Origin of the sequence: Curvibacter delicatus NBRC 14919, assembly GCF_001592265.1 — a bacterium.
Classification (GTDB): domain Bacteria; phylum Pseudomonadota; class Gammaproteobacteria; order Burkholderiales; family Burkholderiaceae_C; genus Hylemonella; species Hylemonella delicata.
In genome coordinates this window covers 34,413-60,656 of sequence record NZ_BCWP01000005.1, presented here as the reverse complement: position 1 = coordinate 60,656, position 26,244 = coordinate 34,413, and the positions used below count along the sequence as shown (strand labels likewise).

At 66.3% G+C, this 26,244-nt stretch carries 30 protein-coding genes; 16 read left to right on the top strand and 14 right to left on the bottom strand.

The annotated features are described in order from the left end of the window. Positions 1-32 precede the first annotated feature (32 nt). The 6 genes from CDE01S_RS03985 to dtd are packed head-to-tail and all read left to right on the top strand — an operon-like array spanning position 33 to position 3,631. Entirely contained in the window at positions 33-566 is a 534-nt protein-coding gene (locus CDE01S_RS03985; RefSeq protein WP_157077035.1) for a YeeE/YedE thiosulfate transporter family protein, read from the top strand. Then, positions 563-1,141, top strand: coding sequence for a YeeE/YedE thiosulfate transporter family protein (locus CDE01S_RS03980; RefSeq protein WP_066704079.1), 579 nt, complete (start codon positions 563-565; stop codon positions 1,139-1,141). The genes CDE01S_RS03985 and CDE01S_RS03980 overlap by 4 nt, the downstream gene beginning before the upstream one ends. Before the next feature lie 31 nt (positions 1,142-1,172). After that, entirely contained in the window at positions 1,173-1,478 is a 306-nt protein-coding gene (locus tag CDE01S_RS18800; protein WP_066704075.1) for a hypothetical protein, read from the top strand. Positions 1,479-1,489: 11 nt separating this feature from the next. Continuing rightward, on the top strand, positions 1,490-2,152 hold the full coding sequence (locus CDE01S_RS03970; RefSeq protein ID WP_066704072.1) for a DUF6969 family protein: 663 nt from the start codon (positions 1,490-1,492) through the stop codon (positions 2,150-2,152). Positions 2,153-2,164: 12 nt separating this feature from the next. After that, complete coding sequence (locus CDE01S_RS03965) at positions 2,165-3,148, top strand: sulfurtransferase (protein WP_066704068.1); 984 nt, start codon at positions 2,165-2,167, stop codon at positions 3,146-3,148. Positions 3,149-3,190: 42 nt separating this feature from the next. Beyond that, positions 3,191-3,631, top strand: coding sequence for a D-aminoacyl-tRNA deacylase (gene dtd, locus CDE01S_RS03960; protein ID WP_066704066.1), 441 nt, complete (start codon positions 3,191-3,193; stop codon positions 3,629-3,631). A gap of 3 nt (positions 3,632-3,634) precedes the next feature. Here dtd and CDE01S_RS03955 read toward each other — a convergent pair whose 3' ends face one another. Genes CDE01S_RS03955 through CDE01S_RS03945 form a run of 3 tightly spaced genes read right to left on the bottom strand, consistent with a single transcriptional unit; the run spans position 3,635 to position 6,382 of the window. Further along, the gene (locus CDE01S_RS03955) at positions 3,635-4,618 is read right to left on the bottom strand and encodes a Bug family tripartite tricarboxylate transporter substrate binding protein (protein ID WP_084382697.1); all 984 of its coding nucleotides are present in this window, start codon (positions 4,616-4,618) and stop codon (positions 3,635-3,637) included. A gap of 10 nt (positions 4,619-4,628) precedes the next feature. Then, positions 4,629-5,012 carry an AtuA-related protein gene (locus CDE01S_RS03950; RefSeq protein ID WP_066704054.1) on the bottom strand — a complete coding sequence of 128 codons (384 nt, stop codon included), beginning with the start codon at positions 5,010-5,012 and terminating at the stop codon, positions 4,629-4,631. Further along, entirely contained in the window at positions 5,009-6,382 is a 1,374-nt protein-coding gene (locus CDE01S_RS03945; RefSeq protein ID WP_066704051.1) for an acyclic terpene utilization AtuA family protein, read from the bottom strand. The genes CDE01S_RS03950 and CDE01S_RS03945 overlap by 4 nt, the downstream gene beginning before the upstream one ends. Before the next feature lie 109 nt (positions 6,383-6,491). Here CDE01S_RS03945 and CDE01S_RS03940 point away from each other — a divergent pair, with 109 nt between their 5' ends. Beyond that, complete coding sequence (locus CDE01S_RS03940) at positions 6,492-7,397, top strand: LysR family transcriptional regulator (RefSeq protein WP_066704320.1); 906 nt, start codon at positions 6,492-6,494, stop codon at positions 7,395-7,397. A gap of 534 nt (positions 7,398-7,931) precedes the next feature. Here CDE01S_RS03940 and ybeY read toward each other — a convergent pair. Next, positions 7,932-8,387: an rRNA maturation RNase YbeY gene (gene ybeY / locus CDE01S_RS03935; RefSeq protein ID WP_066704048.1), complete on the bottom strand. Its 456-nt coding sequence runs from the start codon at positions 8,385-8,387 to the stop codon at positions 7,932-7,934. 36 nt (positions 8,388-8,423) lie between these two features. Further along, positions 8,424-9,371 (bottom strand): PhoH family protein, encoded by a 948-nt coding sequence (locus CDE01S_RS03930; RefSeq protein ID WP_066704045.1) that lies wholly within the window; start codon positions 9,369-9,371, stop codon positions 8,424-8,426. 81 nt (positions 9,372-9,452) lie between these two features. On the opposite strand from CDE01S_RS03930, the gene ruvA reads away from it, so the two are divergent. Both ruvA and CDE01S_RS03920 read left to right on the top strand, forming a co-directional pair. Then, a complete protein-coding gene (gene ruvA / locus CDE01S_RS03925) occupies positions 9,453-10,025 on the top strand; it encodes a Holliday junction branch migration protein RuvA (protein ID WP_066704042.1) in 573 nt (190 codons plus the stop codon). A 10-nt stretch (positions 10,026-10,035) separates the two neighbouring features. Continuing rightward, positions 10,036-10,428 (top strand): YkvA family protein, encoded by a 393-nt coding sequence (locus tag CDE01S_RS03920; RefSeq protein ID WP_066704040.1) that lies wholly within the window; start codon positions 10,036-10,038, stop codon positions 10,426-10,428. A 20-nt stretch (positions 10,429-10,448) separates the two neighbouring features. On the opposite strand, the gene CDE01S_RS03915 is transcribed toward CDE01S_RS03920, so the two are convergent. Beyond that, positions 10,449-11,594 carry a carbonic anhydrase gene (locus CDE01S_RS03915; RefSeq protein ID WP_084382694.1) on the bottom strand — a complete coding sequence of 382 codons (1,146 nt, stop codon included), beginning with the start codon at positions 11,592-11,594 and terminating at the stop codon, positions 10,449-10,451. 144 nt (positions 11,595-11,738) lie between these two features. Here CDE01S_RS03915 and ruvB point away from each other — a divergent pair, with 144 nt between their 5' ends. The 4 genes from ruvB to CDE01S_RS03895 all read left to right on the top strand — a co-directional run bounded on the left by ruvB (position 11,739) and on the right by CDE01S_RS03895 (position 16,068). Beyond that, positions 11,739-12,797, top strand: coding sequence for a Holliday junction branch migration DNA helicase RuvB (gene ruvB / locus CDE01S_RS03910; protein ID WP_066704035.1), 1,059 nt, complete (start codon positions 11,739-11,741; stop codon positions 12,795-12,797). Between the two features lie 141 nt (positions 12,798-12,938). Next, positions 12,939-14,105, top strand: a complete 1,167-nt coding sequence (locus CDE01S_RS03905) for an efflux RND transporter periplasmic adaptor subunit (protein ID WP_066704031.1) — start codon at positions 12,939-12,941, stop codon at positions 14,103-14,105. Positions 14,106-14,116: 11 nt separating this feature from the next. Next, the gene (locus tag CDE01S_RS03900) at positions 14,117-15,352 is read left to right on the top strand and encodes an ABC transporter permease (protein ID WP_066704028.1); all 1,236 of its coding nucleotides are present in this window, start codon (positions 14,117-14,119) and stop codon (positions 15,350-15,352) included. Continuing rightward, a complete protein-coding gene (locus CDE01S_RS03895) occupies positions 15,349-16,068 on the top strand; it encodes an ABC transporter ATP-binding protein (protein ID WP_066704023.1) in 720 nt (239 codons plus the stop codon). Before CDE01S_RS03900 ends, CDE01S_RS03895 begins: the two co-directional genes overlap by 4 nt. A 7-nt stretch (positions 16,069-16,075) precedes the next feature. On the opposite strand, the gene CDE01S_RS03890 is transcribed toward CDE01S_RS03895, so the two are convergent. The 6 genes from CDE01S_RS03890 to CDE01S_RS03865 all read right to left on the bottom strand — a co-directional run bounded on the left by CDE01S_RS03890 (position 16,076) and on the right by CDE01S_RS03865 (position 20,556). Then, the gene (locus CDE01S_RS03890) at positions 16,076-16,759 is read right to left on the bottom strand and encodes a lysoplasmalogenase (RefSeq protein ID WP_066704020.1); all 684 of its coding nucleotides are present in this window, start codon (positions 16,757-16,759) and stop codon (positions 16,076-16,078) included. A 79-nt stretch (positions 16,760-16,838) separates the two neighbouring features. After that, entirely contained in the window at positions 16,839-17,483 is a 645-nt protein-coding gene (locus CDE01S_RS03885) for a histidine phosphatase family protein (RefSeq protein WP_066704018.1), read from the bottom strand. Between the two features lie 17 nt (positions 17,484-17,500). Beyond that, the gene (locus CDE01S_RS03880) at positions 17,501-18,097 is read right to left on the bottom strand and encodes a DUF4136 domain-containing protein (RefSeq protein ID WP_066704015.1); all 597 of its coding nucleotides are present in this window, start codon (positions 18,095-18,097) and stop codon (positions 17,501-17,503) included. An 11-nt stretch (positions 18,098-18,108) separates the two neighbouring features. Beyond that, entirely contained in the window at positions 18,109-19,032 is a 924-nt protein-coding gene (gene ttcA / locus CDE01S_RS03875; protein ID WP_066704012.1) for a tRNA 2-thiocytidine(32) synthetase TtcA, read from the bottom strand. Positions 19,033-19,142: 110 nt separating this feature from the next. Further along, entirely contained in the window at positions 19,143-19,514 is a 372-nt protein-coding gene (locus tag CDE01S_RS03870) for a dihydroneopterin aldolase (protein ID WP_066704009.1), read from the bottom strand. A 274-nt stretch (positions 19,515-19,788) separates the two neighbouring features. Continuing rightward, positions 19,789-20,556 (bottom strand): SDR family oxidoreductase, encoded by a 768-nt coding sequence (locus tag CDE01S_RS03865; RefSeq protein ID WP_066704006.1) that lies wholly within the window; start codon positions 20,554-20,556, stop codon positions 19,789-19,791. A gap of 20 nt (positions 20,557-20,576) precedes the next feature. Between CDE01S_RS03865 and CDE01S_RS03860 the strand changes: the two genes are divergently transcribed. The 3 genes from CDE01S_RS03860 (at position 20,577) to trxC (ending at position 22,385) form a co-directional block, all read left to right on the top strand. Then, positions 20,577-21,674, top strand: coding sequence for a class I SAM-dependent methyltransferase (locus CDE01S_RS03860; RefSeq protein ID WP_066704002.1), 1,098 nt, complete (start codon positions 20,577-20,579; stop codon positions 21,672-21,674). 14 nt (positions 21,675-21,688) lie between these two features. Continuing rightward, complete coding sequence (locus CDE01S_RS03855; RefSeq protein ID WP_066703999.1) at positions 21,689-21,883, top strand: DUF2905 domain-containing protein; 195 nt, start codon at positions 21,689-21,691, stop codon at positions 21,881-21,883. Positions 21,884-21,944: 61 nt separating this feature from the next. Next, positions 21,945-22,385: a thioredoxin TrxC gene (trxC, locus tag CDE01S_RS03850; RefSeq protein WP_066703995.1), complete on the top strand. Its 441-nt coding sequence runs from the start codon at positions 21,945-21,947 to the stop codon at positions 22,383-22,385. A gap of 10 nt (positions 22,386-22,395) precedes the next feature. Here trxC and CDE01S_RS03845 read toward each other — a convergent pair whose 3' ends face one another. After that, a complete protein-coding gene (locus CDE01S_RS03845; protein WP_245636103.1) occupies positions 22,396-23,991 on the bottom strand; it encodes a methyl-accepting chemotaxis protein in 1,596 nt (531 codons plus the stop codon). Positions 23,992-24,168: 177 nt separating this feature from the next. Next, on the bottom strand, positions 24,169-26,229 hold the full coding sequence (locus CDE01S_RS03840) for a molybdopterin-containing oxidoreductase family protein (RefSeq protein ID WP_066703990.1): 2,061 nt from the start codon (positions 26,227-26,229) through the stop codon (positions 24,169-24,171). Between the last annotated feature and the right edge of the window lie 15 nt (positions 26,230-26,244).

The following is a 26,244-nucleotide window of genomic DNA, read 5'->3' as shown; positions in this document are numbered from 1 at the left end:
TTACCGGGGACATCCCTGTCACAGGAGACGAAGTGAAAAACTCAAATGCATGTGGGCTGCCGCAGCGGCCCTATTGGCCGGCGTGGCGCGCTGGCCTGGCCTTGGGCGTGGTGCTGTTGCTGACGTTCATCTTGACCGGCCATGGTCTCGGTGCCACCGGGTTCACCACCCGCCTGAGCGCGTGGCTGGGCGATCTGGCCGCACCGCAATGGACGCTGGCGAACGACTACCTGGGCCCGATGGTCGAAGACGGTTCGGTGCTGTCGTCCTGGATCACCTGGCAGGTGCTGGGCGTTTTTCTCGGTGCGCTGGTGTCGGCTTATTTCGCCGGCCGCATGGCATGGCGTATTGAAGGTGAGGCGAGTGCCGGCCGCATCGGCCGCCTGATCAAGGCCTTGGCCGGCGGCATCCTGGCGGGCTTTGGCGCGCGCATTGCTGCCGGGTGCACCAGTGGCGTTGGCCTGTCGGGTGCGGCAGTCCTCAGTGTGGCGGGGTTCGTTTTCCTCGGTGCCTTCTTCGCCGCCGGCCTGGTGGCCGCGCGCCTGAGCGGTGGAGGTGTCAAATGAACGGTTTGTTCGCTGCAGGTGGTCCGCTGGTGGCCGTGCTGCTGGGTTTCGGTTTTGGCTTCGTGCTGGAACGTGCCGGCTTTGGCAGCGGCTGCAAGCTCACGGCGCAGTTCCGCCTGACCGACTGGTCGGTGTTCAAGGTCATGTTCAGCGCCATCGTGTTCACGGCGGTCGGTCTGTACGCGCTGGGGCAGGCGGGTGTGGTCCATGCCGAATCGGTCTACGTGCCCATTCCCTACCTCTGGGCCATTGCGGTTGGTGGTGCGCTGATCGGTGCCGGCTTTGCCGTAGGGGGCTATTGCCCGGGCACCTCGGCGGTGGGCCTGATGACCGGGCGCATCGACGCGCTGGTGTTTTTTGCCGGCCTGCTGATTGGCACCTACCTCTTCGCCGGTTTCTTCCCGCAGCTCGATGCGCTCACCACCGCGGGCGAGTTGACCCGGGGCGACCGCCTGCCTGAGCTGCTGGGCGTGCCGGAATGGCTGGTGCTGGTCGTGCTGGTGGCGGCTGCCATCGGCGTGTTCTTCCTCGGCGGCTGGTTTGAGCGTCGCGCGCGTGCCGCCGGTCAGGTCTGACGTTGTTCGATTTTTTGGCAGGAGCTTTTTCATGAAACGTACCCGCAACAACCTGGCCCCACTGGTCTCGGCGCTGGCCATGACCTTGCTGACCGTGCCGGCCGCCAACGTGGCCCAGGCCGCCGATGCACCGGCCAAGGCCGCTGCGCCATGCGCTGGCGGCAACCCGTGTGCCGGCAGCCGCCGTCGCAGCCGAGCCGACAACCCGTGCGCTGGCAACCCCTGTGCCGGCAAAAGCCGGCGCAGTGCCGAGAACCCGTGTGCCGGCAATCCTTGCGCGGGCAAGTCCCGCCGCCGCAGCGGTGGTGACAACCCCTGTGCAGGCAAGAGCCGTTAAACGGAGCTGAGGTGGCCGCCGCAGGGGTTCACCACAAGGTTGCCGACGCCGCGCGTGCTGCGCTGACCCGGCAACTGCGGCTGGCCGAGCAGGGCCGCTCCATGCTCTACCCCTTCATCGGCCGCAGCCAGCGTTTCGAGGTCTGGCAGCACTATCCTCGCCACGACGTCGTGGACAACACCGGCCGCTGGCAGTTCTATTTCCATGCCCATGACCGAACTGAAAAAGACAGTGCGCGCCATCCGTACGAGCATGGCCATATCCACCTGTTTCGCCGCAGCCCGCAAGGGCGCCTGTCGCACCTGGCCGGTCTCTCACTCGACGCACGCGGCCTGCCGCTGACCTGGTTCGCCACCAACCAGTGGGTGACAGGCGAGCGTTGGATGGCAGCCGAGTCCTTGGTGCGTGGCCTGCCCGGCATCGAGCTGCGTCTGCGCGGCCCGTTGGCCGGTGCCGCCCTCTGGCTGGCCGACATGGTGCGTTTTTATGCCGCGCCGCTGCGCCAGATGCTGATGCAGCGAGACGACGCATTGGCACGCCACTGCGCACGACACCGCGTTGATGTGCAGCAGGCCTGGGCCGACCGTCGTATTGCGGTCTGGCGTTCCATTCCCGTTCACTGGCCGCAAGATGCCTTGCATGTTGCGGGCCAGCCATCCCGTTCCCGTTCATAAAAGGAGACCTTCATGAAAACTCACTTCCGTTTCGTTGCCGGCGCGGCCCTGCTGGGCCTGGCCCAGTGGGCGCTGGCCCTGAATGTGCCCGGCCCGGTGGTCGACGGCGAATGGCTGGCCAAGAACCGGGCCGATGTCACCGTGCTCGATGTGCGTCCGAACCAGAAGTCGTTCACGGCGATGCCCGAGTTCGAAACCGACAAGAAGACCGGCAAGAAATTCCTGGTCGAGCTTGGCGGCCACATCGCCGAGGCCGTGCTGGTGGACAACAAGAAGGTGCGCGTCGAGCGTGTCATCAACGGCCTCAAGCTCAGCGGCATGATTCCCGAGCGTGCCGACTTTGAAAAGCTGGCCCGTGGCTGGGGCGTGCAGGCCGGCCGCCCGATCGTGCTGGTCTCGGCCGGCATGGAGCCGATCGACTTCAACGAAGCCGCGCGTCTGTACTGGCAGTTCAAGGTCTACGGTGAAGACAACATTGCCGTGCTCAGCGGCGGCACCGCCGGCTGGATTGCCGAAGGCCGCGATGTCACCAACGCGCCGGTCAAGCCCGCGGAAGGCAACTGGGTCGCCCAGGCAGACCGCTCGGCCGAATTGACGGCCAGCTCGGAAGATGTCGAGAAGGCCATGGCTGCCAAATCGCAGCTGGTGGATGCACGCGACACCGCTACCTTCCTGGGCTTGAGCAAACCGGGCTCGGTCAGCACCTTCGGCCATGTGCCGGGTGCCAAGAACGTGCCGACCACGCTGATGTCCAGCCAGGGCGGTGAGGCCGCCCGCCTGATGGGGGTCGACACCTACCGCGACATCTTCAAGATGAGCGGGGTCGACCCGCAAGCCGCCACCATCGCCTACTGCAACACCGGCCATCAGGCTTCGGGCACCTGGTTCGTGCTGCACGAACTGCTGGGCAACAAGCAGGCCAAGCTGTACGACGGTTCCATGCACCAGTGGACCCTGGAAAAGCGCGCCATGGAGTCGGTGGCCCGCGGCAAGTAAACCGTCGGCCGAAGTGCCGGCAGGTCGCGGTATAAACGCCGCATGCTGGCTCTACTTCAACGCGTCAAGGAAGCCCGCGTCGAGATCGATGGAAACACCGTCGGTCAGATCGACGCGGGTTTGCTCATTCTGGTGTGTGCCGAACGCGGCGACACCCCGGCCGTGGCCGACAAACTGCTCGCCAAGCTCCTCAAGCTGCGCATCTTCAGCGATGACGCGGGCAAGATGAACAGGAGTGTGCAGGACGTCAACGGCGGCCTGCTCATCGTCAGCCAGTTCACGCTGGCGGCCGACACCTCGGGCGGCAACCGCCCGAGCTTTGGCAATGCAGCGCCACCGGATGAGGGGCGTCGGCTCTACGACGATTTCGTGGCCCGGGCGCGTGTTGCGCACCCGGTGGTGCAGACCGGTCAGTTCGGCGCCGACATGCAGGTGCACCTGGTCAACGACGGCCCGGTCACCATTCCGCTGACCGTGCGCTGAAACTTATTCCGGCTCGATGCCGGCCGACTTGATGATGCGGCCCCACTTGAGCGATTCGGCAGCCTGGAACTTGCGCAGCTCTTCTGCCGTGCTGGTGAAGATCTCGGTGCCGGTGGACTGGTAGAAGTTGGCCGCCGTGCTGCTGTGCGCAGCATTGACCAGCAGCTTGTTCAGGCGCGCAATCACCGGCGCCGGCGTACCGGCTGGCACGTAGGCGGCAAACCAGTAGGTCATCTCGTAGCCTTTGACGCCGGCCTCGTCGATGGTCGGCACCTCGGGCGCCAGCGGGCTGCGCTTTTTCGTCGACACACCGAGTGCCTTGAGCTTGCCGGCCTTCACCTGCGGCAGGCCGGTGGCCATGTCGGTGATCATCATGTCGATCTGGCCGCCGATCAGGTCGGTCACCGCCGGCGGGTTGCTGCGGTAGGGGATGTTGACGATGTAGGTGCCCGTCATCTGCTTGAACAACTCGCCCGCCGTGCGGCTGGACGAACTGCCACTGCCGAACGACAGCTTGCCCGGCTGCGCCTTGGCCAGCTTGATGAAGTCGGTCACGCTGTTCACCGGCAGGCTGGGGTTGACCACCATGATCTGGCCGCCGCGCCCGAGTGCCGTCACCGGCTCGAAATCCTTCACCGGGTCGTAGGGCAGCCGCTTGAACAGGTGTTCGTTGGCGGCGTGTGTGGTGTTGGTGGTGATGAACACCGTGTAGCCATCGGCCTTGGCCGCCTTGGCGGCCTGCGCGCCGATGAAGGCGTTGGCGCCCGGCTTGTTGTCGATCACCACCGACTGCTTGCTTTCCAACGTCACGCCCTGGGCAATGGCGCGCGCCAGCTGGTCGGTGGCACTGCCGGCGGCAAAGGGCACGATGAAGGTGATCGGTTTCTCCGGAAAGCCCTGGGTGCTGCCCAGCGTGGGCGCCAGCAGTGCGGCGCTCAGCAGCGCCAAGGCGAGCGGACGGATGCGGGGGGAAGTCAGGCGGTTCATGGGTGTCTCCTCAGGTGTTTATCAATACATCGTGATCATCGCCGGCCAGCAAGGTTTGCAGGGCCGCAGGAATGCGCACCGGCAGGTCCAGCAGCCAGTACGACAGGGCCTTGCCATGGGTGTCCAGGTTCAGCGCATCGTTGACGCCGCCATCGAGCACCTCGTCCAGCACAAAGTTCATCGCGCCCAGCTTGGGCAGCAGGTAACGCCGCACGGCGCTGGAGCGGCGGTGTGCAAAGTGGCGCGACACCGCCTCTTCGGTCAGTTGTGCCACCAGCACCGCATACAAGTCGGGATGCCAGGCGATCACGCTGATGTTGGATCGGTTGCCCTTGTCGCCGGTGCGGCCGTGGGCGGCACGGTACAGCGGGACGGTAATGAAATCGCTGGTCATGCAGCCTCCAGCAGTTCGAAGCCCACGGGAACCACCTCGCGCGGTACCAGGCCAGACAGCGTGTTCAGGCGCGGTGTCAGTGTCGTGCGCACGCCACCGCCGCCGGCCGGGCCGCAGGTGTAGAGCGCCGTCACCTCGCGCGTCAGCTGCTCGGCCTGCGCGCGTTCGGCGCAGGCCGCGGCTACGCGCAGGCGCACGTCGCGTGCCGTGCCGGCAGGTGTCGCCAGCAGCAGGGCGCCGCTGTCGTCGCCCATCACGCTGAGTGCGCCGATCAGGTCCACGCGCAAGGTGTGGGCGGGCAGGCGCTGGCGCAGCACCTCGGCGGCCAGCCGGGCGCGTGCTTCGGCGCGCGGGCCGGCGTAGGAAATCTCGCCCTCGGCCAGCCAGCCGCCTTCATGGCAGACATTGACCTTGAGCGTGTCGGTGCGCGCGTGGCCGCGCACACCGCGCAAGGCGACACGGTTGGGGCCGAGTGGCTCGAGTTCGGCAGCGCTGATGTCGGCCACCACGTCGGGTGTCAGGTAAGCCGCCGGGTCGTGCACCTCGTACAGCAGTTGCTCCTTCACGCTGGCCAGGTTCACCAGGCCGCCGGTGCCCTCGGCCTTGCCGATGATGCAGCCGCCGCGGGCATCAATCTCCGCCACCGGAAAGCCCACCTGGGCCAGCTCCGGCACGTCCTTGTAGCCGGGGTCGGCAAAGTAGCCGCCGCAGACCTGGGCGCCGCACTCCAGCAGGTGGCCGGCCATGGTGGCGCCGGCGATGGCATCCCAGTCGTCAGCGCGCCAGCCGTAGTGCGCCAGTGCCGGCCCCAGGGCCAGCGATGGGTCGGCCACGCGCCCGGCCACCACGATCTGTGCGCCGGCACGCAGCGCGGCGGCAATCGGCTCGGCGCCGATGTAGGCGTTGGCGCTTACCACCTGGAGGGCATCAACCGCTTCGCCCAGGTGCGTGCGCAGCAGGGCGCGCTGGGCCGGGGCCGACAGGTCGTCGCCGTGGACCACGGCGATCCGGGGCGTCGGTAACCCGAGCTCCTGCGCCATGCGCTGGATGTGCCGGGCGGCGGCGGCCGGGTTGGCGGCGCCGAAGTTGCTCACGATGCGGATGCCGTGCTGCAGGCAACGCGCCAGCACCGAGCGCAGCATCAAGTCCAGCAGCGGCTCGTAGCCGGCCTGCGGGTCGGCGCGGCGGCGCAGCTGGGCCAGCGCCAGCGTGCGCTCCGCCAGCGTCTCGAAGATCAGGCAGGCACTGCCGCCACACTCGGCCAGGCGGGCGATGAGCGTGTCCACCACCGGGCCGGCGGCGTCCACGCGGTCGCCAGAGAAGCCGGCGGCACAGCCGATGAAGAGCGGGGCAGGGGTGGGCGTTGTCATGCGTTCGGGTGGTTCTGGCTTGCACTGTAGGTCAGGGCTTTTGATTTGTGAAATTGAAAATTAGAATCAATTGATCTGTAAAACAAATCAATTGCCCGAATTCATTCCCATGAGCCAACCCGACCTTTCCACCCGCCAGCTGCGCGCCTTCCTGGCGCTGGCCGAGCAGCGCAGCTTCACGCGCGCGGCGCAGCAGGTGCATCTGTCGCAGCCGGCCTTCAGCGCGCTCATTCGTGCGCTGGAGGCGGCACTGGACGCGCGCCTGTTCGACCGCAGCACGCGCAGCGTGGAACTCACCGCCGAGGGCCGGCTGTTCGAGACCTCAGCGCGCCAGCTGCTGGGAGACTTCGGTGCCGCCGTCGGCCACCTGCGCGATCACCTGCAGTTGCGTACCGGCCGTGTGAGCTTGGCCGCACTGCCCTCGCTCGCCGCCGGCTGGCTGCCAGCGATCCTGGCCGAGTACAAGGCGCAGTGGCCGGGGGTGGAGCTAAGCCTGCATGACAGCCTGTCGGACGACTGTCTCGACCTGCTGCGCGGTGGTGTGGTCGAGTTCGCGCTGGCCTCCACCGGGGCCCAAAGTGTCGGCCTGTTGACCGAGGTGCTGTGCTCGGATGGTTTTCACCTGGTGTGCCGCAAGGACCACCCGCTGGCCAAACGCAAGGCGGCGGAACTCAAGCTGAAAGACCTGACGCCCTACCCCTTCGTGCACCTGGCGCGCAACAGCAGCGTGCGCCAGCGGCTCGACGCCGCGCTGCACCCGATGCAACTGAACACGGTGTTGGAGGTGGAGCACCTGGCTACCGTGGCCGGCATGGTGGAAGCCGGGCTGGGCATCAGCGTGGTGCCGGCGCTCACGCTGTTTCATTTCCAGCGTCCGGCGCTGGTGACGCGTGCGCTCAAGCTGGCGGGGCTGAAGCGTAGGATTTACGTGGTGCAACGCGAGGGAGAGAGCCTGTCGGTGGCGACGCAGGCGCTAAGGCAGTTGATTGTCAAGCGGTTGAAACAGAGTACCTGATGTGTTGACATGCAGGTGCATCTGGTCAATGACGGACCGGTGACGCCGCCGATGCGGACTACCTCGGAGTGATGACCGAGAGCTATAAATAGACGCTGGTGTCGGTTAGTCAGGGCATGCTTAGCCAGCGCAGCAGAATCCGCCATGGCACTTGGTCGTTTGCCAGCAGAAGGAGTGCGGCGATTGCTACATAACGTAGGTCTCTGGAAATCAGAGCCTTGAGACGATGACCGTCGTCTTTGAAAACTGAGTACGGGTCCGAGGGTGGGAGTTTCGTCGCCATAGCTGCCTAGCCGTAAATTTGGTATCCCAATCCTAGGTGAGCGTCAACGCGTCAAGGGTACGGGGGCAGCAGACCAGCCATACATTTGTGGATAACCCGCTCAATGGAAGACGAATATTCCAATGCAATCAATGACTTGGCGATGATGTTGTCGAAGGGCTACATCGTTTTTGGCGTCGTACAGGATGTCGTCGACTTGACGTACTCGACAGGCGATCTTGCCGATGTCTTTGGGGTGCTCTTCGGTGCTTCTATTCGTACGGATTCCCGTACCCCAGCGACTCCATCAACAGCACTTCCAGCGACTCCATCTCCAGCGCATCGCGCTCGTTCGTCTCATGCTCGTAGCCCTGCGCGTGCAGGGTGCCGTGCACCAGCAGGTGGGCGTAGTGCTCTTCCAGCGTCTTGCCCTGTTCTTTCGCTTCGCGTTCCACCACCGGGGCGCACAGCACCAGGTCGGCCAGCACCACGGGTTCCTGCGCGTAGTCGAAGGTCAGCACGTTGGTGGCGTAGTCCTTGTGGCGGTAGCTGCGGTTCAGGGCCTGGCCTTCTTCGGCGTCGACGATGCGCACCGTGAGTTCGGCGTCGCGCAGCAGGGCGTGGCGGATCCAGCGCGCTACCTTGGCGCGCGTCAGCACGGCACGGTGGCGCGCCATGCCGGAGGGGCTGCCGAACTGCAGCGAGAGTGAGAGTGAATTAGTGGTCATTTTGGTCTCTGGACCTTGTCAAATATGCGCCAACAGCTATTCTTTTGATAGCGTCCGGCTGGTGCGCGGCTTGTCGTAGGCGTCGACAATGCGGGCCACCAGCGGGTGGCGCACCACGTCGGCGCTGGTGAAGCGGCAGATGGCAATGCCTTTCACGCGCTTGAGCACGCGCTCGGCGTCGATCAGGCCGCTCAGCTGCGTCTTGGGCAGGTCGATCTGGCTCACGTCGCCGGTCACCACGGCGCGCGAGCCGAAGCCGATGCGGGTGAGGAACATCTTCATCTGTTCGGGTGTGGTGTTCTGCGCTTCGTCCAGGATGACAAAGGCGTTGTTCAGCGTGCGCCCGCGCATGAAGGCCAGCGGCGCGATCTCCAGCGCATTGCGTTCGAAGGCCTTCTGCACCTTCTCGAAGCCCATCAGGTCGTACAGCGCGTCGTACAGCGGGCGCAGGTAGGGGTCGACCTTCTGCGTCAGGTCGCCGGGCAGGAAACCCAGGCGCTCGCCGGCTTCCACCGCCGGGCGCGTGAGCACGATGCGTTGCACCACGCTGCGCTCCAGCGCGTCCACCGCGGCGGCCACGGCCAGGTAGGTCTTGCCGGTGCCGGCCGGGCCGATGCCGATGGTGATGTCGTGGCTGGCAATGCTGTCCAGGTAGAGGGCCTGGTTGGGGGTGCGTGCGCGCAGGTTGCTGCGCCGGGTCTGCAGGGTCTCGGCGTCTTCGGTCGCCATGGCCGAGTCGCCGGCCAGCATCAGTTGCACGGTGGCGGCGTCGATCGGGCGCGCCGCCATTTCGTACAGCGCCTGCAGCACTTCCATGCCGCGCTTGGCCTTGACCTTGGGGCCGTCGACCTTGAACTGCTCGTGACGGTGGGCGATCTTGACCTGCAGCGCGGTCTCGATGGTGCGCAGGTGCTCGTCCATGGGGCCGCACAGATGGGCCAGGCGGGTGTTGTTGGGCGGAGAGAAGAGGTGGCGGAGAATCAAGCTGATAATTCCTGTAAGCGGGCCGCCATGACGGCGGGCCCAAACCGCAATCATAGTCACTGACAACAAAACGGATACCCCATGATCGGCAGGCTCACCGGCACTCTTCTCGAAAAAAATCCACCCGAGGTGCTGGTGGACTGCCATGGCGTGGGCTACGAAGTCCAGGTGTCCATGAGCACCTTCTACAACCTGCCCAACCTGGGCGAGAAGGTCAGCCTGCTGACGCACTTCATCGTGCGCGAGGACGCGCAGCTGCTCTATGGCTTCGGCACGCCCACTGAACGTGAAGCGTTTCGCCAGCTCATCAAGATTTCAGGCGTCGGCCCGCGCACCGCGCTGGCCGTGCTGTCGGGCATGAGCGTGGCCGAACTGGCGCAGGCGGTGAGCCTGCAGGAGGCCGGCCGCCTGGTCAAGGTGCCGGGCATCGGCAAGAAGACTGCCGAGCGCCTGCTGCTGGAACTCAAGGGCAAGCTGGGCGCCGACATCGGTGCCGTGGGTGGCCCGGTCAACGACGCGCAGGGCGACATCCTGCAGGCGCTGCTGGCCCTAGGCTACAGCGACAAGGAAGCTGCCGCCGCGCTGAAGGCACTGCCGGCCGACGTCGGCGTGAGCGAGGGCATCAAGCTCGCGCTCAAGGCGTTGGCCAGGTAAGGGCGGCCCCGTGGCCTGGCTGGCTCGGCTCAAGCAGCGCGCCAAGGCGCTCAAGGGCGAGACCTATGTGCTGTACCTGGCGGCGCGCCACCCGGGCACGCCCTGGTATGCCAAGCTGCTGGTGGCCGTCATCGTGGCTTATGCTTTCAGCCCGATCGACCTCATTCCTGACTTCGTGCCGGTGCTGGGTTACCTGGACGACCTGGTGCTGATCCCGCTGGGCATTGCGCTGGCCATCAAGCTGGTGCCGCAGGCGGTGCTGGACGAGTGCCATGCCAAGGTGCGAGCCGCCCGGCAGGGCAGCAAACCGACCAGCCGCACGGCGGCGGTCGTCATCGTACTGATCTGGCTGGCCATCGCCGCCTTGGGCGTGGCCTGGGGCTGGCGCCTTGTGGCTGGCTAGACCAGTGCCCTGGCCGGTTTTTACTGTGCGTCGCGGATCGGGCGGTTGTTGACCGGCTGCACCGGGCGTGCATTGTTGGGGTAGAGCTGGCTGAAGAGCTTGAGCTGCTCCGCACTGACCGTGCTGGGCTGTTTGAGCACCAGCCACAGCACACCTTCGGTGCAGGGTGGTGTGGTGAGCGAGCCGAGGAACTGGTAATAACGCTGGTCTTTCGGCAGCAGTTCGTTCAGGTCCAGCAGGCCGTCGGGCATGCGCACGCTGTCACCACTGTCGAGCGGCATGTAGGTCCAGACCTTGTTGATCAGGCTGTTGGCGGCACCCGGGTCGAGCAGCACGGCTACCACGGCGAGCTGGCCTTCGGCATTGCGGTGCACCAAGTGCGCCACCATGGAATACACCTTGTGGTTGATGCGCTCTTCCGACGGATGGTGGAAGTGGAACTGCAGCAACCGGTAGCTGGAGCCGCGCACCGTGATGCTGTTGTTGCCAATCACATCCACCTGGATGGTGTGGCCGTTGTTCACCACCGTGCCCTGGCTGGGCTGGTAGCTGAACTGGATCGCCTCGGCCGGGCCTTGCAGCGTGTTCGATTCCTGGATGTGAATCGGCGACTGGCGTTTGCCCACGGCGCAGGTCTTGAATTCCGATTTCAGCTGGCCCCAGGCTTCAGGGCCGCCTTCGCCTTCGTAGGCCCAGTGCACGTCATGGCCATGGCCGTCTTTTTTCGGGGTTGCGGTCGGGGCGGTGTGGCCGGTCAGGGCTGCGGTGCGGGCGCGCTGGTACTGCGAGACGGGGGCCGGCTTGTGGGCCTGCACCGCGGGGGCGGCTGGTTCTGCGGGCTCGGCTTCGGCGGTGGCCTTGCTGGCCCCGGCCGGTTTGGTGGGCGCCACCGGCTTGGCCGGTTTGGGGATGGTCGTGATGCCGGTGCTTTTGGCCTCGGTGCCGTTGACGATCACGGTGAGCTGTTTTTGCGACAGGTTGCCCTTGGCTGCCTGGCGCAGCTGCTCGGCAATGTCCTTGCCGACGGCGGTGTCGGGTGTCGGTTTGGCAGCGGGCTCGGCCGCGCGCAAGGGCGGAACAGACAGCAGGCAGGCCAAGCCAAGCCCTGTCATGGCGACAAGGCGGGAGCGGGACATCCAGGGGGTGAGCAGCAGGCGATCAGACATGGTTTCTAAGGTATCGGCACGGGTGGTGCCTGGCTTGAGAAGATGAAGAAAGAGGCCGGGCCCGCGAGGAAGCCCAGGGGGTATAGTCGTGCATCATGGCGTAAAACGCCAGCGTTTTGTGTGACATCTCCCCCGATTTTTGCCGTGAGCATCCAGACCGACGATTTCGCCCCCTCTCCTGCCACCCGTGTGGTTTCCGCCGCGCCAACTTCGCCCGGCGAGGAGGCGATCGAGCGCGCGTTGCGGCCCAAGCTGCTGGACGAGTACGTCGGCCAGGCCAAGGTGCGCGAGCAGCTGGAGATCTTCATTGGCGCGGCGCGCAAGCGCGAGGAGGCGCTCGACCACGTGCTGCTGTTCGGCCCGCCTGGTCTGGGCAAGACCACGCTGTCGCACATCATCGCGGCCGAGCTGGGCGTCAACCTGCGCCAGACCAGCGGCCCGGTGCTGGAAAAGCCGAAAGACCTGGCGGCGCTGCTGACCAACCTCGAGAAGAACGACGTGCTCTTCATCGACGAGATCCATCGCCTGTCGCCGGTGGTGGAGGAAATCCTCTACCCGGCGCTGGAGGACTACCAGATCGATATCATGATCGGCGAAGGGCCGGCGGCGCGCAGCATCAAGCTCGACCTGCAGCCCTTCACACTGGTGGGCGCCACCACCCGCGCCGGCATGCTGACCAACCCGCTGCGCGACCGTTTCGGCATCGTGGCGCGGCTGGAGTTCTATTCGGCCGAAGAACTGGGCCGCATCGTCACGCGCAGTGCCGGACTGCTCAATGCGCCGATGGACGAGGAGGGCGGTTTCGAGATCGCGCGCCGCTCGCGCGGCACACCGCGCATTGCCAACCGCCTGCTGCGCCGCGTGCGCGACTATGCCGAGGTCAAGGGTACTGGCCGCATCACAAAAGACATTGCGCAAAAGGCGCTGGCCATGCTGGACGTCGACCCGCAGGGCTTCGACCTGATGGACCGCAAGCTGCTGGAAGCGGTGATTCACCGCTTCGATGGCGGCCCGGTGGGACTGGACAACATCGCCGCCAGCATTGGCGAAGAACGCGACACCATCGAGGACGTGATCGAGCCGTACCTCATCCAGCAGGGCTTTTTGCAGCGCACGCCGCGCGGACGCATCGCCACGCTGGCGGCCTACCGCCACTTGGGCGTGACGCCGCCCAAGACCGAGGGCGGCCTGTTCGAGGGATGACATGAAACACCCCCAGGCTTCGCGCACTTCGTGTCGCCCCGCCACCCCCCTTGCAGGGGGCAACGCCAGTGGCCCGGCAAAGCCGGTTCCACGGCGTTCCCCGTTTAACTCGTTCCATGTGTCGCTGGTGGAGCAACCGAGATGATCAAACTTTCTGCCGGCAAAACCCGTTGGATCGTTATCGCCGTGTTGCTCGCGCTGGCACTGGCCGGCCTGGCGGCTTTTGCCTTGCGCGCACCGCGCGCCGAGGCGCTGCTGGTGCAGTCCGGGCCGCTGGTGCGCACCCTGCAGTTTTCCGCCCGCGTGGCCACGCTGTCGCGCGTTGATGTCGGCAGCACTTTGACCGGCCGCGTGGCACAGGTGCTGGTGCGCGAAGGGGCGCAGGTGCGTGCCGACGAGGTGCTGATCCGGCTCGAAACCGATGAATTGAATGCTGCACTGGCGCAGGCAGTGGCCGCCGAGCGCCAAGCCGACGCCACCCTGCAGGCGGCCCAGGCCACGCTGCAGCGCGGGCGGCAACTGGTGGCGCAGGGTTTTTACAGTGCGGCGCAACTTGACGAGGCGCAGCGTGCGGTCGACGTGGCGGTGGCGCAGCGCGGCTCGGCCCGTGCCGCCGTGGCCGCAGCCCGGGCCCGGCTGACGCAGGCGGTGCTGGTGGCGCCGGCCGATGCGCGCGTGCTGTCACGCCAGGTCGAGCCGGGTCAGATCGTGCAGCCGGGCAAGGCCCTGTTGAGCCTGGCCTTGAGCGGTCCTTTGCTGCTGGTGGCGCAGGTGGACGAGCGCTTTTTGGACCAGTTGCAGACGGGCCAGCAGGCCGCAGTGGTGGCCGATGCCTTTGCCGGCCAGCGCTTCGCAGCGAAGATCCTGTCCATTGCGCCGGTGGTAGACGCCCAGCGCGGTGCCATCGAGATCAAGTTCACCCTGCTGCAGGAGCCGCCCGCGTTTCTGCGTGAAGACATGACGCTGTCGGTTGAAGTTGAAACCGGCCGCCGCGAACAGGCGCTGGCCTTGCCCCTGAGCGCGCTGCGGCAGGCCCAGGGTGACACGGCCCAGGTGCTGGTCGCCGTGGACGGCCTCGCACAGGAACGCAAGCTGCGGCTGGGCCTGCGCACCCTGGCGGCGGTGGAAGTGCTCGACGGACTGCGCGCAGGTGATGCCGTGCTGACCGGCAGCACGCTGAAGGCCGGCCAGCGTGTCAGCGCCACGCCCGTGGCCTGGCAGCCGGGCGCTGCCACAGCGCCATCGGCGCAGCGCGCCGATGGCGCGGGCAGTGCCGGCTCGGCGCTGAGCAACGCCATGGGGCGCTGAGCGGAGTCGCCATGCGAGGCTGGCTCGGCTTCGAACTTCGCGTGGCGCTGCGCTTCCTGCGCGAAGGCCGCATGCAGACCCTGCTCATCATCGTCGGTGTGGCGGCCGGGGTGGCGGTGGTGGCCTATATCTCCGCGTTGATTTCCGGCCTGCAGGGCAGCACCCTGACCAAGACCCTGGGTGCCCAGGCCCACATCAGCCTGCGCGCGCTCGACGATGCCGTGACGCCGGCGCGCGCTGTCGACGAGGCGCTGGCGCTGACCGAAACCCAGCCACGCGTGCAGCGCCTGCGTTCGGTCGCCAACTGGCAGGCCTTGCTGCCGCTGCTGGAGCAGATGGGGCCGATTGCGGCCGTGTCGCCCATGGTCTCGGGCTCGGGCCTGGCGCTGCGCGGCGAGGCGACACAGGCCATTGCGCTCATGGGCGTGGAGCTGGACCGCTACGACCGCATCGTCGGTCTGCGCAGCAAGGTGGTGAGTGGCGTGGCGCGGCTGGATCCGGGCGAAGCCATCCTGGGCCGCGACCTTGCGGCCGACCTCGGCGTACGCGTGGGCGACCGCGTCACGCTGCAGACCACGGTAGGCAGCCGCAGCGTGAGTGACGCCGTGCGTGTGACCGCGCTGGTGGACCTGGGCGTGCGCGACCTGAACCGCCGCACCGTCATCGTGCCCCTGCGCGCGGCGCAAAGCCTGCTCGGCCTGCCCGGTGGTGCCACCGTGCTGGACATGACACTCAAGGATGTGTGGACCGCCAACGAACTGGCGCAGGCGCTGCGGCAGCGCTACCCCTACAAGGTAGAGAGCTGGCAGGAGAACAATGCGCAACTGGTGTCGGCCCTCAATGCCCAGTCGGTCAGCACCGCGCTGATCCGCGGCGTGGTGATGATCGTGGTGGTGCTGGGTATCGCCAGCGTGCTGGTGGTGTCGGTGGTGCAGAAGCGACGCGAGATCGGCATCCTGCGCGCCATGGGCGCCACGCGCGGCCAGGTGCTGCGCGTATTCCTGGTGCAGGGCGCGGTGGTTGGCGCACTCGGGTCGGCGCTGGGCATCGTGCTGGCGGTGGCGCTGATCTGGGCCTTCACGCACTTCGTCAAAGGCTCCGACGGTTTGCCCCTGTTTGCCATCACCCTGCCGCTGGCAACCGCCTTGAAAGTGGCCGGCATCGCCACGGTCTGCGGTGTGCTGGCGGCCATCGCCCCCGCGCGCCGCGCTGCCGCCATGGACCCAGCACAGGCAATACGGATATGAGCGCCAGCGACTACCTGATCGAGCTGGACAACGTCCGCAAGCGCTACAACCTGGGCCAGCCCAACGAGGCCGAGGTGCTGCACGGTGTGGACCTGAACGTGGCGCGTGGCGACTTCATGGCGTTGATCGGGCCTTCCGGTTCGGGCAAGAGCACGCTGCTCAACATCATCGGCCTGCTGGAGCGCATGACCACGGGCCGTTATCTGCTGCAGGGCGAGGAGGTGCAGGCGCTGGACGATGGCGAGCTGACGCTGCGCCGGCGCAGCACGCTGGGTTTCGTGTTCCAGTTCCACCACCTGCTGCCGGCCTTCAGCGCGGTGGAAAACGTCACGCTGCCGGTGCTGATGGCCGAGGGCCGGGTGAGTCGCCAGCACGAACAGCATGCCCGCGAACTGCTGGCGGCGGTCGGCCTGAGCCATGCCATGGACAAACGGCCTTCCGAGTTGTCGGGCGGCATGCAGCAGCGCGTGGCGATTGCGCGCGCGCTGGTGATGTCCCCGGCGCTGGTGTTGGCCGATGAGCCGACCGGCAACCTCGACACCGCTTCGTCCGACGAGGTGTTCGCGCTGTTGCGCCGCATGCATGCCGAGCGCGGCATTTCCTTTGTGGTGGTGACGCACGACCCGCGCCTGGCGGCGCGCTGCGACCGCATCGTGGAACTGGTGGACGGCCGCATCGCGCGCGACGAGGCGCAGGCACACCCGGTGCCGGCCTGATGTCTCGTCAGGTCGGGCGCGCGTGGCGCACGATCAGGAGCTGTGCCGCGTAGTAGGTGGACAGCACCCACAGCGGCGCCAGCGGCAGCGGGGCGACGAACCTGTTGAGCGCCAGCAGCGTGTCGCTGAGCATGAAGAAGACGGCACCGATGGCCACGCCCCAGGCCGCTTTGTCACGCAGCACCGTGGCACGGCCGATGGCCTGTGCGGCCATCAGCGTGATCACCAGCACATAAGCGGCCACCGGCGCGCGCAGCGCGGGCGGCAAGCCGCCAACCCAGAGCACGGCATACATGACAGCGCCAAAGCCCAGCGTGGCAAGGAGGGCACGCCGGCTCGCAAACCAAGCCTGGCCCTGCTTCAGCAGGGCGATGTAACTCAGGTGGGCCAGCAGGAAGGCCACCAGGCCGGGGATGAAATAACCCGGAAACATCAGGGCCACGTCACCGGCCAGCGAGCAGGCCAGGGCAATCAGCAGCCAAGTCTTGAATCGTGATTCAAATCGGCCTCTGAGGTTTGATTGATCTACGCGAGAAGCTATGAAAATAATAGCAAAAACCATGGCCAACGGTTTGGCAAGGCGGTGCAATTCGACCAGTCCGGCTGCGGCCGTGCCGGTGGATGCGGCAGCGGCCGCGATCAGCAGCAGAAAAAGCGGGCCGGAAGGCGCGCTGGTCGAGTGGGATGTCATGCACGCATTGTCGCCACGGGCGGGCCGGTGCGCTCCTCGCATTAACCCGCATGCCGCGCGCGCAGTGGCGTGGCGCCGCTCAGCTGGTGATTTCGTCGAGCGATTCGTCGTCGAGGTGGGTGGTGTCGGCCCAGCCGACGAGGGACAGGCCTTGCGGCGTCCACAGCAGGCGGTTGACGGCGGTGTTGGTCAGCTGCCAGGTGCGCGGGGCCTGCAGGTCCTGCCCTGTGGCGGCGCGGTAGAGCTGGTCCATCACGCCGCCGTGGGCCACCAGCACGATCTGTTCGCCGGGATGGCGCGAGGCCAGTTCGTGCAGCGTGCGTGTGATGCGCTCGCGTACCTGCAGCAGCGATTCGCCGCCGCCCAGCGGTGTCCAGTGCGGGTCGCGTTTGCGCCAGCGCTCGGACTCTTCCGGCCAGGTCTGCTCGATCTCGACGTAGGTCTTGCCTTCGAAGAGGCCGAAGCCGCGTTCGCGCAGGCCGGTGTGTGTGGTCAGCGGTGCCCCGGTGGCCTCGGCAATGGCGCGTGCGGTTTCATGGGCGCGCGACAGGTCGCTGCTGTAGATGGCCTGCAGGCTGTCGCGTGTTGCCAGCGCGCGGGCCAGCCGTTGGGCTTGCCAGCGGCCGCGTTCGTTGAGTGGAATGTCGAGGTGGCCTTGGATGCGGGTGTCGACGTTCCAGGCGGTTTCACCGTGCCGGATGGCCAGAATGCGGGTGGCGTCCATCAATGTTTGTGCGCGACTCAGCGCGGAATTTCGATATTGACCTGGCGTGTGCCGGCCGGGGGGTGGGGGAAGTCCTTCAGCGCTGCTTCGAACAGGGCAGGCAGGATGTTGGCGTTGTCGGCCCAGGGGCCGTTGTGCGTGGCGCGTGTTTCATAGACCACCTGGCCGCTTTGCAGGTCGCGCAGCAGCAGGCTGATCTCGTAGCGGTAGTAGGTGGGCGGTGGGAAGCGCATGCCCCAGCCGACCATGCTGCCGGCGCTGCCGGTACCGATCACGACCTGGCCGTAAGGTCCGCCCCCGGGAGAGCGGCCCCATGGGTCGCCCCAGTAGTCGGCCGTGTAGGGCTGAACGCGTGCGCCCGGCAGCACGCTGTAGCGTGCGGCGCTGTCGTTGCGCACCAGGCCCACCTGGGCCAGGGCCACCTGGGTGATGGCCTCGACCTGCGCGGTCAGGGGCTGGTCGGCCTGCGAAGGCAGGCGTTCGAAGCGGTAACGCCCGCCTTTGTCGATCGTGGCGTTGGTGGCGGTGGCCTGCACCTGCGCGTCCACCAGCCGCATGCCGCCGCAGCCGGACAGCAGCAGGGTCAGGGTGAACAGGGCAAGCAGGCGTTTCATGGGCGTGTGGCCTACAGCGATACCACCTGCACGCCCGGCAGGGCCGGCGTGGTGGGGAATTCCTCTTCGTCGAACACGATGTCGCCGTTTTCGTCCGGCACGCCGTTGGCCTTGAGGTTCTTGAAGTCGTGCAGTTTGGCGTCCATCAGGTGCGAGGGCACGACGTTCTGCAGCGCGGTGAACATGGTCTCCAGCCGGCCGGGGAATTTTTTGTCCCACTCGCGCAGCAGGTTGCCGATCTGCTTGCGCTGCAGGTTCTCCTGGCTGCCGCACAGGGTGCAGGGGATGATGGGGAACTGCTTGTGCTCGGCCCAGCGGATCAGGTCCTTCTCGGCCACATTGGCCAGCGGGCGGATGACGATGAATTCGCCGTTGTCGCTGGTGAGCTTGGGCGGCATGCCCTTCAGCTTGCCGCCAAAGAACATGTTGAGGAAGAAGGTCTGCAGCATGTCGTCGCGGTGGTGGCCCAGCGCCAGCTTGTTGCACTTGAGTTCGCGTGCCACCTTGTACAGGATGCCGCGGCGCAGCCGGCTGCACAGGCTGCACATGGTCTTGCCTTCGGGGACCTTCTCCTTGACGATGGAGTAGGTGTCCTGCGTCTCGATGTGGAACTCGATGCCCAGGTTCTTCAGGTACTCAGGCAGGATGTGGTCGGGGAAACCGGGCTGCTTCTGGTCGAGGTTGACGGCCACCAGCGTGAAGTCAATCGGCGCGCGGGCCTTCAGCTTCATCAGGATGTCGAGCATGCCGTAGCTGTCCTTGCCGCCCGACAGGCAGACCATGACGCGGTCGCCTTCTTCGATCATGTTGTAGTCGACGATGGCCTGGCCGACCTGGCGGCACAGGCGCTTTTCGAGCTTGTGCGTTTCGCGCTCGATCTTCAGCGACTTGGCGTCGCTGACCGCAGGTTCGTTGTCAATCCAGACTGCACTCATGTTGCTTCTCAATTCATTTCAATCAGTGAGGATCAGAGCCCCGTTTCACGGCGGGGTTCCCGCCCCGGCCAATGAGCCGTCCTGTGGGGATGGCACTCTTCAATTGTTCATTACCACTGGCCGGTTTCGGCGCGGATGGCGACTTCGCAGTCGTCAAAGATTTCCAGCTTGACGATCTTCACGCGCACACCCACCACGCCGGGCAGCAGCAGCAGACGGTTGGCCAGTTTGCCGATCATGCTTTCTAGCAGGTTCACGTGCTCGGCCGTGCATTCGTTGATGATGATCTGGCGCACCTTGCGGTAGTCCAGCACATGGTTGATGTCATCGTCGTGCGGCAGCAGCGCCTGCGGGCCGAGGTTGAGCTCGGCATCCACCTGGATCGGCTGCGGCGCGGTTTTCTCATGGTCGAGGATGCCCAGGTTGGCATCGAAGCGCAAGCCGGTGAGCGTGAGGATCTGGGTACTTGTGTTGTTGGACATCTAGGGCCTGCCAATACCGATTTCGCAAGTGCGAACATGGATAAAACCGCGCCAATCTAGGCGCGCGACGACGCCCAGGCTGACTGCCTGGGCTAGGAGTGCAACAACGAGTGGCTCGGTTTTATCCATGTTCCCTCCGGGTTGCGGCCAGAAAAACCATGCGGGGTGTTGCGTCGTCTTGCCGGAGATTACTCCGGCTGCGACGACGCGCCTACCGCATGACTTTTCTGATCCGCAACGCATTTTGTGAAATCGGTGTTGTCAGGCCCTGGCCTCACATCATCGAAAAATCACGCTCGAAGCGCATCAGGTGCTGGCCGCCGTCCACCAGCAACGTGGTGCCGGTGATGGAGGAATTCTCCAGCGCAAACTTCACCGCCGCGGCCACGTCGTCCGGTGTGGACGAGCGGCCCAGCGGCGACAGCTTGTGCAGCGCCTCGAACTTTTCCGGCGTCAGGAATTCACTGGTCAGGGTCAGGCCGGGGGCCACGCCCACCACCCGCACATCGGGGGCCAGTGCCTGGGCCAGCATGGTGTTGGCGGCCTCCAGCGCCGCCTTGGACAGGGTGTAGCTGATGAAGTCCGGGTTCTGGTTCCACAGCTTCTGGTCCAGCAGGTTGACCACCACGCCGTCACCGGCACGTTCATGCACATGGGCATGCAGTGCCTGGGCCAGGAGGATGGCGGCACCGGTGTTGCAGCGCAGGTGCCGCTCCATGGCTGCAAAGCTGAAACTCTGCGCGCTGTCGTGCTCGAAAATGGCTGCACAGTTGACCACGGCATCCACCTGGCCGAAGTGGGCGATCACCCGCGGCAGCAGGGCGCGCACTGCCGCCTCGTCCGCCAAGTCGGCATCAAAAGCGGCTGCAGCCCCCGTGAATTGTTCGCAATCAGCTACTGTTTTGATAGCGTCTTCATCCGAGTCGCGGTAATGGATGGCCACCTGCCAGCCGGCGCGGGCCAGGGTGAGCGCGATCTCGCGGCCCAGCCGTTTGGCCGAGCCGGTGACGAGAACCGTGCGTTCAGGATGGGAGGGCGACATTCGGGGACAATCCGGGGGCGATGACAACACCCGACAGTTTAACGACCGCCCTGACATCCCGCATTGTGCAAGCCATCCAGGCGGCCGGCGGCTGGCTCGGTTTTGACGACTTCATGGCCCAGGCCCTGTACACCCCGGGCCTGGGCTATTACGCCAACGACTTGCGCAAACTCGGCCTCATGCCCGGCTCCGGCAGCGACTTCGTGACCGCACCCGAGCTGTCGCCGCTGTTCGGCCGCGCGCTGGCGGCGCAGGTCGGTCAGGCGCTGCAGCAGACGCAGACACACGAGCTGTGGGAGTTCGGCGCCGGCTCCGGCGCGCTGGCGCAGCAGCTGCTTGACACCCTGGGCGAGCAGGTGACGCGTTACACCATTGTCGACCTCTCGGGCGCCCTGCGCGCGCGCCAACAACAGACCTTGCAGAAATTCGGTGACAAGGTGCACTGGGCCAGCGAGCTGCCGACAGAGATGCAGGGTGTGGTGGTGGGCAACGAGGTGCTGGACGCCATGCCGGTCAAGCTGCTGGCGCGGCTGGGCGGCGTCTGGCATGAGCGCGGCGTGGCCGTTGATGCCGCGACGCAGGCTTTCGCCTGGCAGGACCGCGCCACCGACCTGCGCCCGCCGCTCGAGGTGGACGGGGCACACGACTACCTGACCGAAATCCACCCGCAGGCCGAGGCCTTTATGCGCACGCTGGCCGACCGTCTCAAGGTCGGCGCCGCCTTCTTTCTCGACTACGGCTTTCCCGAGCGCGAGTACTACCACCCGCAGCGCCACATGGGCACCGTGATGTGCCACCGCGCCCACCAGGCCGACCCCGACCCCTTGTGCGATGTGGGGCTGAAGGACATCACGGCCCACGTCAACTTCACCGGTGTGGCGCTGGCGGCACAGGAAGCCGGGCTGGCGGTGCTGGGCTATGGCTCGCAGGCGCGCTTCCTGCTGAACTGCGGCCTGGCCCAGCTGATGGAGCAGACCGACCTGGCCGCACGCGCCCAGGCCAGCAAGCTCATCATGGAACATGAAATGGGCGAACTGTTCAAGGTCATCGGCTTCACCATCGGCGAGCCTTGGGCGGCGCTGGGTTTCACCGCGGGTGACCGCACCCATACCCTGTAAACAAGGCCCGATCCATGTTCCGCTGGCTCATTGTCATCTTCATCGCGCTGCTGATCATCAACGCCTTCACACCCTGGTTCAAGAAGATCGGCTTCGGCCGCCTGCCGGGTGACCTGAACTTCACCCTCTTCGGGCGCGAGTTCAACCTGCCGGTCACCACCACCATCATCCTGAGCCTGGTGGCGGCCGGTGTGGCCAAGGTGCTCTGAGTGCCCTCTTGAACTGACATACCCCTGCCCCCATTCTGGGAGGTAGAAGAAAGGGTTCACCATGAGCGATACGCGCCACATCGTCTGTCCGCACTGCCACACCACCAACCGGGTCCAGGTGGCCGACCTGGGGCATGCGCCCGATTGCGGCAAGTGCCACCAGCCGCTGTTCACCGGGCATCCGCTGGAGCTGGATGACGCCTCGTTCGAGCGCCACATCGGCCGCAACGAGATCCCGGTGCTGGTGGACTTCTGGGCCCCCTGGTGCGGGCCGTGCCGCATGATGGCGCCGGCCTACGAACAGGCAGCCGGCCAGCTTGAGCCGCAAGTGCGCGTGGCCAAGGTGAATACCGAAGCGGCACAGAGTCTGGCGGCACGCTTCAACATCCGCAGCATCCCGACGTTGGCGCTGTTTGTCGGCGGGCGTGAGGTGGCGCGCCAGCCGGGCGCCATGACCTCGCCGGCGCAGATTGCCGCCTGGGTGCGCAGCCAGCTGCGCTGAGCCGGGCTGCTCAGCGGCTGGTGTCGTAGGGCAGCTGCGGCGCGCTGCCGGCCGGCAGGGCCTCGCCGGCGACCGCAGTCACGGCTGCCACCTCCAGCTTGAAGGTGCGCACCACCTGTTCCAGGTGGCCGGCCTGCTCCTGCAGCGAACGTGCATTGAAGGCCGCTTGCTCCACCATGGCGGCGTTCTGCTGTGTGGCGCTGTTCATGCCGTCGATGTCCTGGTTGACGCGCGCGATGCCCGAGATCTGCTCGGCACTGGCGGTGGCAATGCCGCTCATGATCTGCGTTACGTGCTGGATGCTCTCGACGATTTCCTTCATCGTGGCGCCGGCCTGGTGCACCAGGGCACTGCCGGTCTGCACGCGCGCGGCTGAATCGTCGATCAGCGTCTTGATTTCCTTGGCCGCTTCGGCCGAGCGCTGGGCCAGGCTGCGTACCTCGGCCGCCACGACGGCAAAACCGCGTCCCTGCTCACCGGCCCGCGCGGCTTCCACCGCGGCGTTCAGGGCCAGGATATTGGTCTGGAAGGCGATGCCGTCGATGACACCGATGATGTCCACGATGCGCTTGGAGGAACTGTCGATCGACTCCATGGTCTTCACCACCTGTGTCACCACACCGCCGCCGCGGGTGGCCACCTCGGAGGCGTCGAGCACCAGCCGGTTGGCGCGCTGCGCGTCCTCGGCATTGCGGGTGACCATGGTGGTGAACTGGTGCATGGACTGGGCGGTGCGTTCCAGCGTGCCTACCTGCTCTTCGGTGCGGCCGGCCAGGTCGGCATTGCGCTGCGAGATTTCGTTCGAGGCGGCGTAGATCTCGTCGGTGACCGAGCGTACCTGGCCGACGATGCGGATCAGGCTGTCGTTCATGTCGCGCAGCGACTGCTGCAGGTCGCCCACCTCGTTGCTGGAGGTGACTTCGATCTTCTGCGTCAGGTCGCCGGTGGCGATGGCGCGCGCCGCCGTCACGCCGCCGGCCAGCGGGGCCGTGACGACGCGGCGGATGAAGGGGTAGATCAGCAGCAGCACCGGAATGCTGGTGAGGAAGGCCGCCAGGATGGACTTGTAGCGCTGCTCCACCAGGCCCTGGTTCACATGGTCAAGCGAGACCTTCATGCTCACGGCGCCCAGTACCGTGCCTTCAGGCACCTGGTGGCACACCGTGCAGTCCTTGCCAAGGTAGTTCTTGCTGGCGATGGCCGGGCGGATGGCGCGCATGTACTCGCCCTTGTCGTCGCTCTCGGTCCAGATCTGTTCCTTGCCGCTTTGCAGTACCTGGTTTTCGCGCGCATCGGGCTGGGCATCGTCCTTGCCGCTGCCGGGGCCGAAGATCTTGCTCACCGCCTCGGCGCGCAGCACGCGCACATCGCGGATGGTGCCCAGCTGCTTGATCTGGTCGAGCAGGATGTTGCGCTGCGCCACCGTGCCGGTGACCATCATGCCGGTCAGGCCGGCCATGGTGGCGTCGTGCATGCTGAGGGAGAAGTCCTGCGCCTGGGCCAGGGCAGCCTGGCGCGACACATAACTTTGCCAGACGATCACCCCCGACCAGACGACCAGCAGTGCCACGCCGATGGTGGCCAGCAACTGGGTCCAAATTTTCAATTTCGAACTTGACCGCACACGGCCCTCCCAATACGACTACTTCGAGTAGGGGGAATTCTGCCGAAGGACGCTTGTTGGAAACCTGATGTGCATCAAGGAAAGTAGGACTACACCCCATCCCGAGCTGCCATGCATCAAGCTGCCACGGCATGGCCCGAAGGTGGTTGGCAATGGAAGTCAGGCGGCGCTTACTTCCACCAGGCAGTCATAGAACACGGGGCCATGGCCGAGGTCGGTCAGTTTCTGGCTGGTCAGTTCGTTGACGTTGGTGCCGTTCAGGCCCAGCTTGCGCCACCAGATGCCCAGGCTGTTGACCACGCCCTCGCGCGCGCGGCCGTTGATGCGCAGCACGCAGTGGTAGCTGCCGCGGTCATTGAAGACGCGCACCGTCTGGCCGTCGCGCAGGCCGCGTGCGGTGGCATCGCTGGCGTGCATCTCCAGCACCGGCTCGCCTTCGATGTTGCGCAGGCTCCGTACGTTGACGAAGGTCGAGTTGAGGAAGTTGCGCGCCGGCGGCGAGATCATCGCCAGCGGGTAGCGGGCGTCACTGCCGGCTGTTTCGTGGTTGGGCACATGGTCCGGCAGGCCGTCACCCTGGCTGCGCTGCAGCGCTACGCTGTAGAACTCGCAGCGGCCCGAGGGCGTAGGGAAATGGCCTTGTGCAAAGGGTGCTTCCGGCAGCGGCAGGCTGGCAAAGCCGTCGCGCAGCAACACCTCGAAGTCGAGTACGCCGTCGAAGGCGGTGCGGCACAACGTTTCGTCGCTGTCGGCAAAACAGGGGTCATCGAAACCCATGGCCTGCGCCAGGTCGCGGAAGATCTGCGTGTTGCTGCGCGCCTCGCCCAGGGGGGCAATGGCGGGGCGGTTCAGCAGCACATCGGTGTGACCGTAGGACGTGTGGATGTCCCAGTGCTCCAGCTGCGTGGTGGCCGGCAGCACGATGTCGGCGTAATCGGCGGTGTCGGTCATGAAATGCTCCAGCACCACGGTGAACAGGTCGTCGCGCGCAAAGCCGCGCACCACGGCCCCCGATTCGGGCGCCACCGCCACCGGGTTGCTGTTGTAGACCAGCAGTGCTTCCACCTTCGGCCCCCAGGCTGTATCACCCGGGTGCTGCAGGATGTCGCCGATGGTGCTCATGTTGAGCAGGCGCGGGCGCCGCGGTCCCAGCAGGTCGGGGCGCTGCAGGGCGGCGTGGCGCGTGGGAAACGCACCGGAGCTGCTCAGCAGCACGCCGCCGGCGCGGTGGCGCCAGGCGCCAATGAGCGCAGGCAGGCAGGCCACGGCGCGGGCCGCGTTGCCGCCGCCGTGCACGCGCTGCATGCCGTAGTTAAGCCGGATGGCGGCCGGCTCGCCGCGTACCAAGCACTGGCCGTAGTCGTGCGCCAGGTCGCGAATCTGTTGCACGGCCAGGCCGCAGACCTCGGCGGCGCGTTCGGGTGGCCATTGCAGCGCGCGTTCGCGCAATGCGGCCCAGCCTACGGTGTGGTGCTCAATGTAGTCATGGTCCAGCCAATCGTGCCGGATCAGCTCATGCATGAGTGCCAGCGCCAGCGCCGCATCGGTGCCCGGACGCAAGGCCAGGTGCACATGGCACTTTTCGGCCGTTTCGCTGCGGCGCGGGTCGATGCAGACCAGCTTGGCGCCACGTCGTTTGGCTTCCTGCGCCAAGCGCCAGAAGTGCAGGTTGCTGCCGATCGAGTTGCTGCCCCAGATCAGGATCAGTTTCGCTTCGGCGAAGAACTCCACCCGCATGCCGAGTTTGCCGCCCAGCGTGTGCGTCAGGCCCGCGCCACCGGCGGCCGCGCAGATGGTGCGCTCCAGCAGCGAGGCACCGAGCCGGTGGAAGAAGCGCCCCGCCATCGCTTCGCCCTGCACCAGGCCCATGGTGCCGGCGTAGCTGTAGGGCAGGATGGCCTCGGGGTTGCGCTGCGCGATGGAGCCCAGCCGCGCCGCGATCTCGCGCAGCGCCTCGTCCCAGCTGATGCGCTCGAACTGCCCGCTGCCCTTGGGGCCCACGCGGCGCAGCGGGTGCAGCAGGCGTTCGGGGTGGTAGGTGCGTTCGGTGTACTTCGACACCTTGGCGCACAGCACGCCGTCGGTGTGGCGGTGCGCCGGGTTGCCGCTGACCTTGACGGCCACACCGTTCTCCACCTGCGTCAGCAGGGCGCAGGTGTCGGGGCAGTCGTGCGGGCAGGCGCCCCGAACCAGAGTGGATGAGGTGGCGGTGTCAGGCATGGCAGATAGGTGAGT

Excerpts from the sequence above, each read along its gene's own strand:
- CDE01S_RS03880 (WP_066704015.1), bottom strand. The coding sequence starts at position 18,097 with ATGAAACGCCTGCTTGCCCTGTTCACCCTGACCCTGCTGCTGTCCGGC.
- CDE01S_RS03865 (WP_066704006.1), bottom strand. The coding sequence starts at position 20,556 with ATGTCGCCCTCCCATCCTGAACGCACGGTTCTCGTCACCGGCTCGGCC.
- dtd (WP_066704066.1), top strand. The coding sequence starts at position 3,191 with ATGCTGGCTCTACTTCAACGCGTCAAGGAAGCCCGCGTCGAGATCGAT.
- CDE01S_RS03895 (WP_066704023.1), top strand. The coding sequence starts at position 15,349 with ATGAGCGCCAGCGACTACCTGATCGAGCTGGACAACGTCCGCAAGCGC.
- ttcA (WP_066704012.1), bottom strand. The coding sequence starts at position 19,032 with ATGAGTGCAGTCTGGATTGACAACGAACCTGCGGTCAGCGACGCCAAG.
- CDE01S_RS03940 (WP_066704320.1), top strand. The coding sequence starts at position 6,492 with ATGAGCCAACCCGACCTTTCCACCCGCCAGCTGCGCGCCTTCCTGGCG.
- CDE01S_RS18800 (WP_066704075.1), top strand. The coding sequence starts at position 1,173 with ATGAAACGTACCCGCAACAACCTGGCCCCACTGGTCTCGGCGCTGGCC.
- ruvA (WP_066704042.1), top strand. The coding sequence starts at position 9,453 with ATGATCGGCAGGCTCACCGGCACTCTTCTCGAAAAAAATCCACCCGAG.
- CDE01S_RS03945 (WP_066704051.1), bottom strand. The coding sequence starts at position 6,382 with ATGACAACGCCCACCCCTGCCCCGCTCTTCATCGGCTGTGCCGCCGGC.
- CDE01S_RS03860 (WP_066704002.1), top strand. The coding sequence starts at position 20,577 with ATGACAACACCCGACAGTTTAACGACCGCCCTGACATCCCGCATTGTG.
- trxC (WP_066703995.1), top strand. The coding sequence starts at position 21,945 with ATGAGCGATACGCGCCACATCGTCTGTCCGCACTGCCACACCACCAAC.
- CDE01S_RS03890 (WP_066704020.1), bottom strand. The coding sequence starts at position 16,759 with ATGACATCCCACTCGACCAGCGCGCCTTCCGGCCCGCTTTTTCTGCTG.
- CDE01S_RS03950 (WP_066704054.1), bottom strand. The coding sequence starts at position 5,012 with ATGACCAGCGATTTCATTACCGTCCCGCTGTACCGTGCCGCCCACGGC.
- CDE01S_RS03900 (WP_066704028.1), top strand. The coding sequence starts at position 14,117 with ATGCGAGGCTGGCTCGGCTTCGAACTTCGCGTGGCGCTGCGCTTCCTG.
- CDE01S_RS03955 (WP_084382697.1), bottom strand. The coding sequence starts at position 4,618 with ATGAACCGCCTGACTTCCCCCCGCATCCGTCCGCTCGCCTTGGCGCTG.
- CDE01S_RS03980 (WP_066704079.1), top strand. The coding sequence starts at position 563 with ATGAACGGTTTGTTCGCTGCAGGTGGTCCGCTGGTGGCCGTGCTGCTG.
- CDE01S_RS03840 (WP_066703990.1), bottom strand. The coding sequence starts at position 26,229 with ATGCCTGACACCGCCACCTCATCCACTCTGGTTCGGGGCGCCTGCCCG.
- CDE01S_RS03885 (WP_066704018.1), bottom strand. The coding sequence starts at position 17,483 with ATGGACGCCACCCGCATTCTGGCCATCCGGCACGGTGAAACCGCCTGG.
- CDE01S_RS03870 (WP_066704009.1), bottom strand. The coding sequence starts at position 19,514 with ATGTCCAACAACACAAGTACCCAGATCCTCACGCTCACCGGCTTGCGC.
- ybeY (WP_066704048.1), bottom strand. The coding sequence starts at position 8,387 with ATGACCACTAATTCACTCTCACTCTCGCTGCAGTTCGGCAGCCCCTCC.
- CDE01S_RS03905 (WP_066704031.1), top strand. The coding sequence starts at position 12,939 with ATGATCAAACTTTCTGCCGGCAAAACCCGTTGGATCGTTATCGCCGTG.
- CDE01S_RS03965 (WP_066704068.1), top strand. The coding sequence starts at position 2,165 with ATGAAAACTCACTTCCGTTTCGTTGCCGGCGCGGCCCTGCTGGGCCTG.
- CDE01S_RS03915 (WP_084382694.1), bottom strand. The coding sequence starts at position 11,594 with ATGTCTGATCGCCTGCTGCTCACCCCCTGGATGTCCCGCTCCCGCCTT.
- CDE01S_RS03855 (WP_066703999.1), top strand. The coding sequence starts at position 21,689 with ATGTTCCGCTGGCTCATTGTCATCTTCATCGCGCTGCTGATCATCAAC.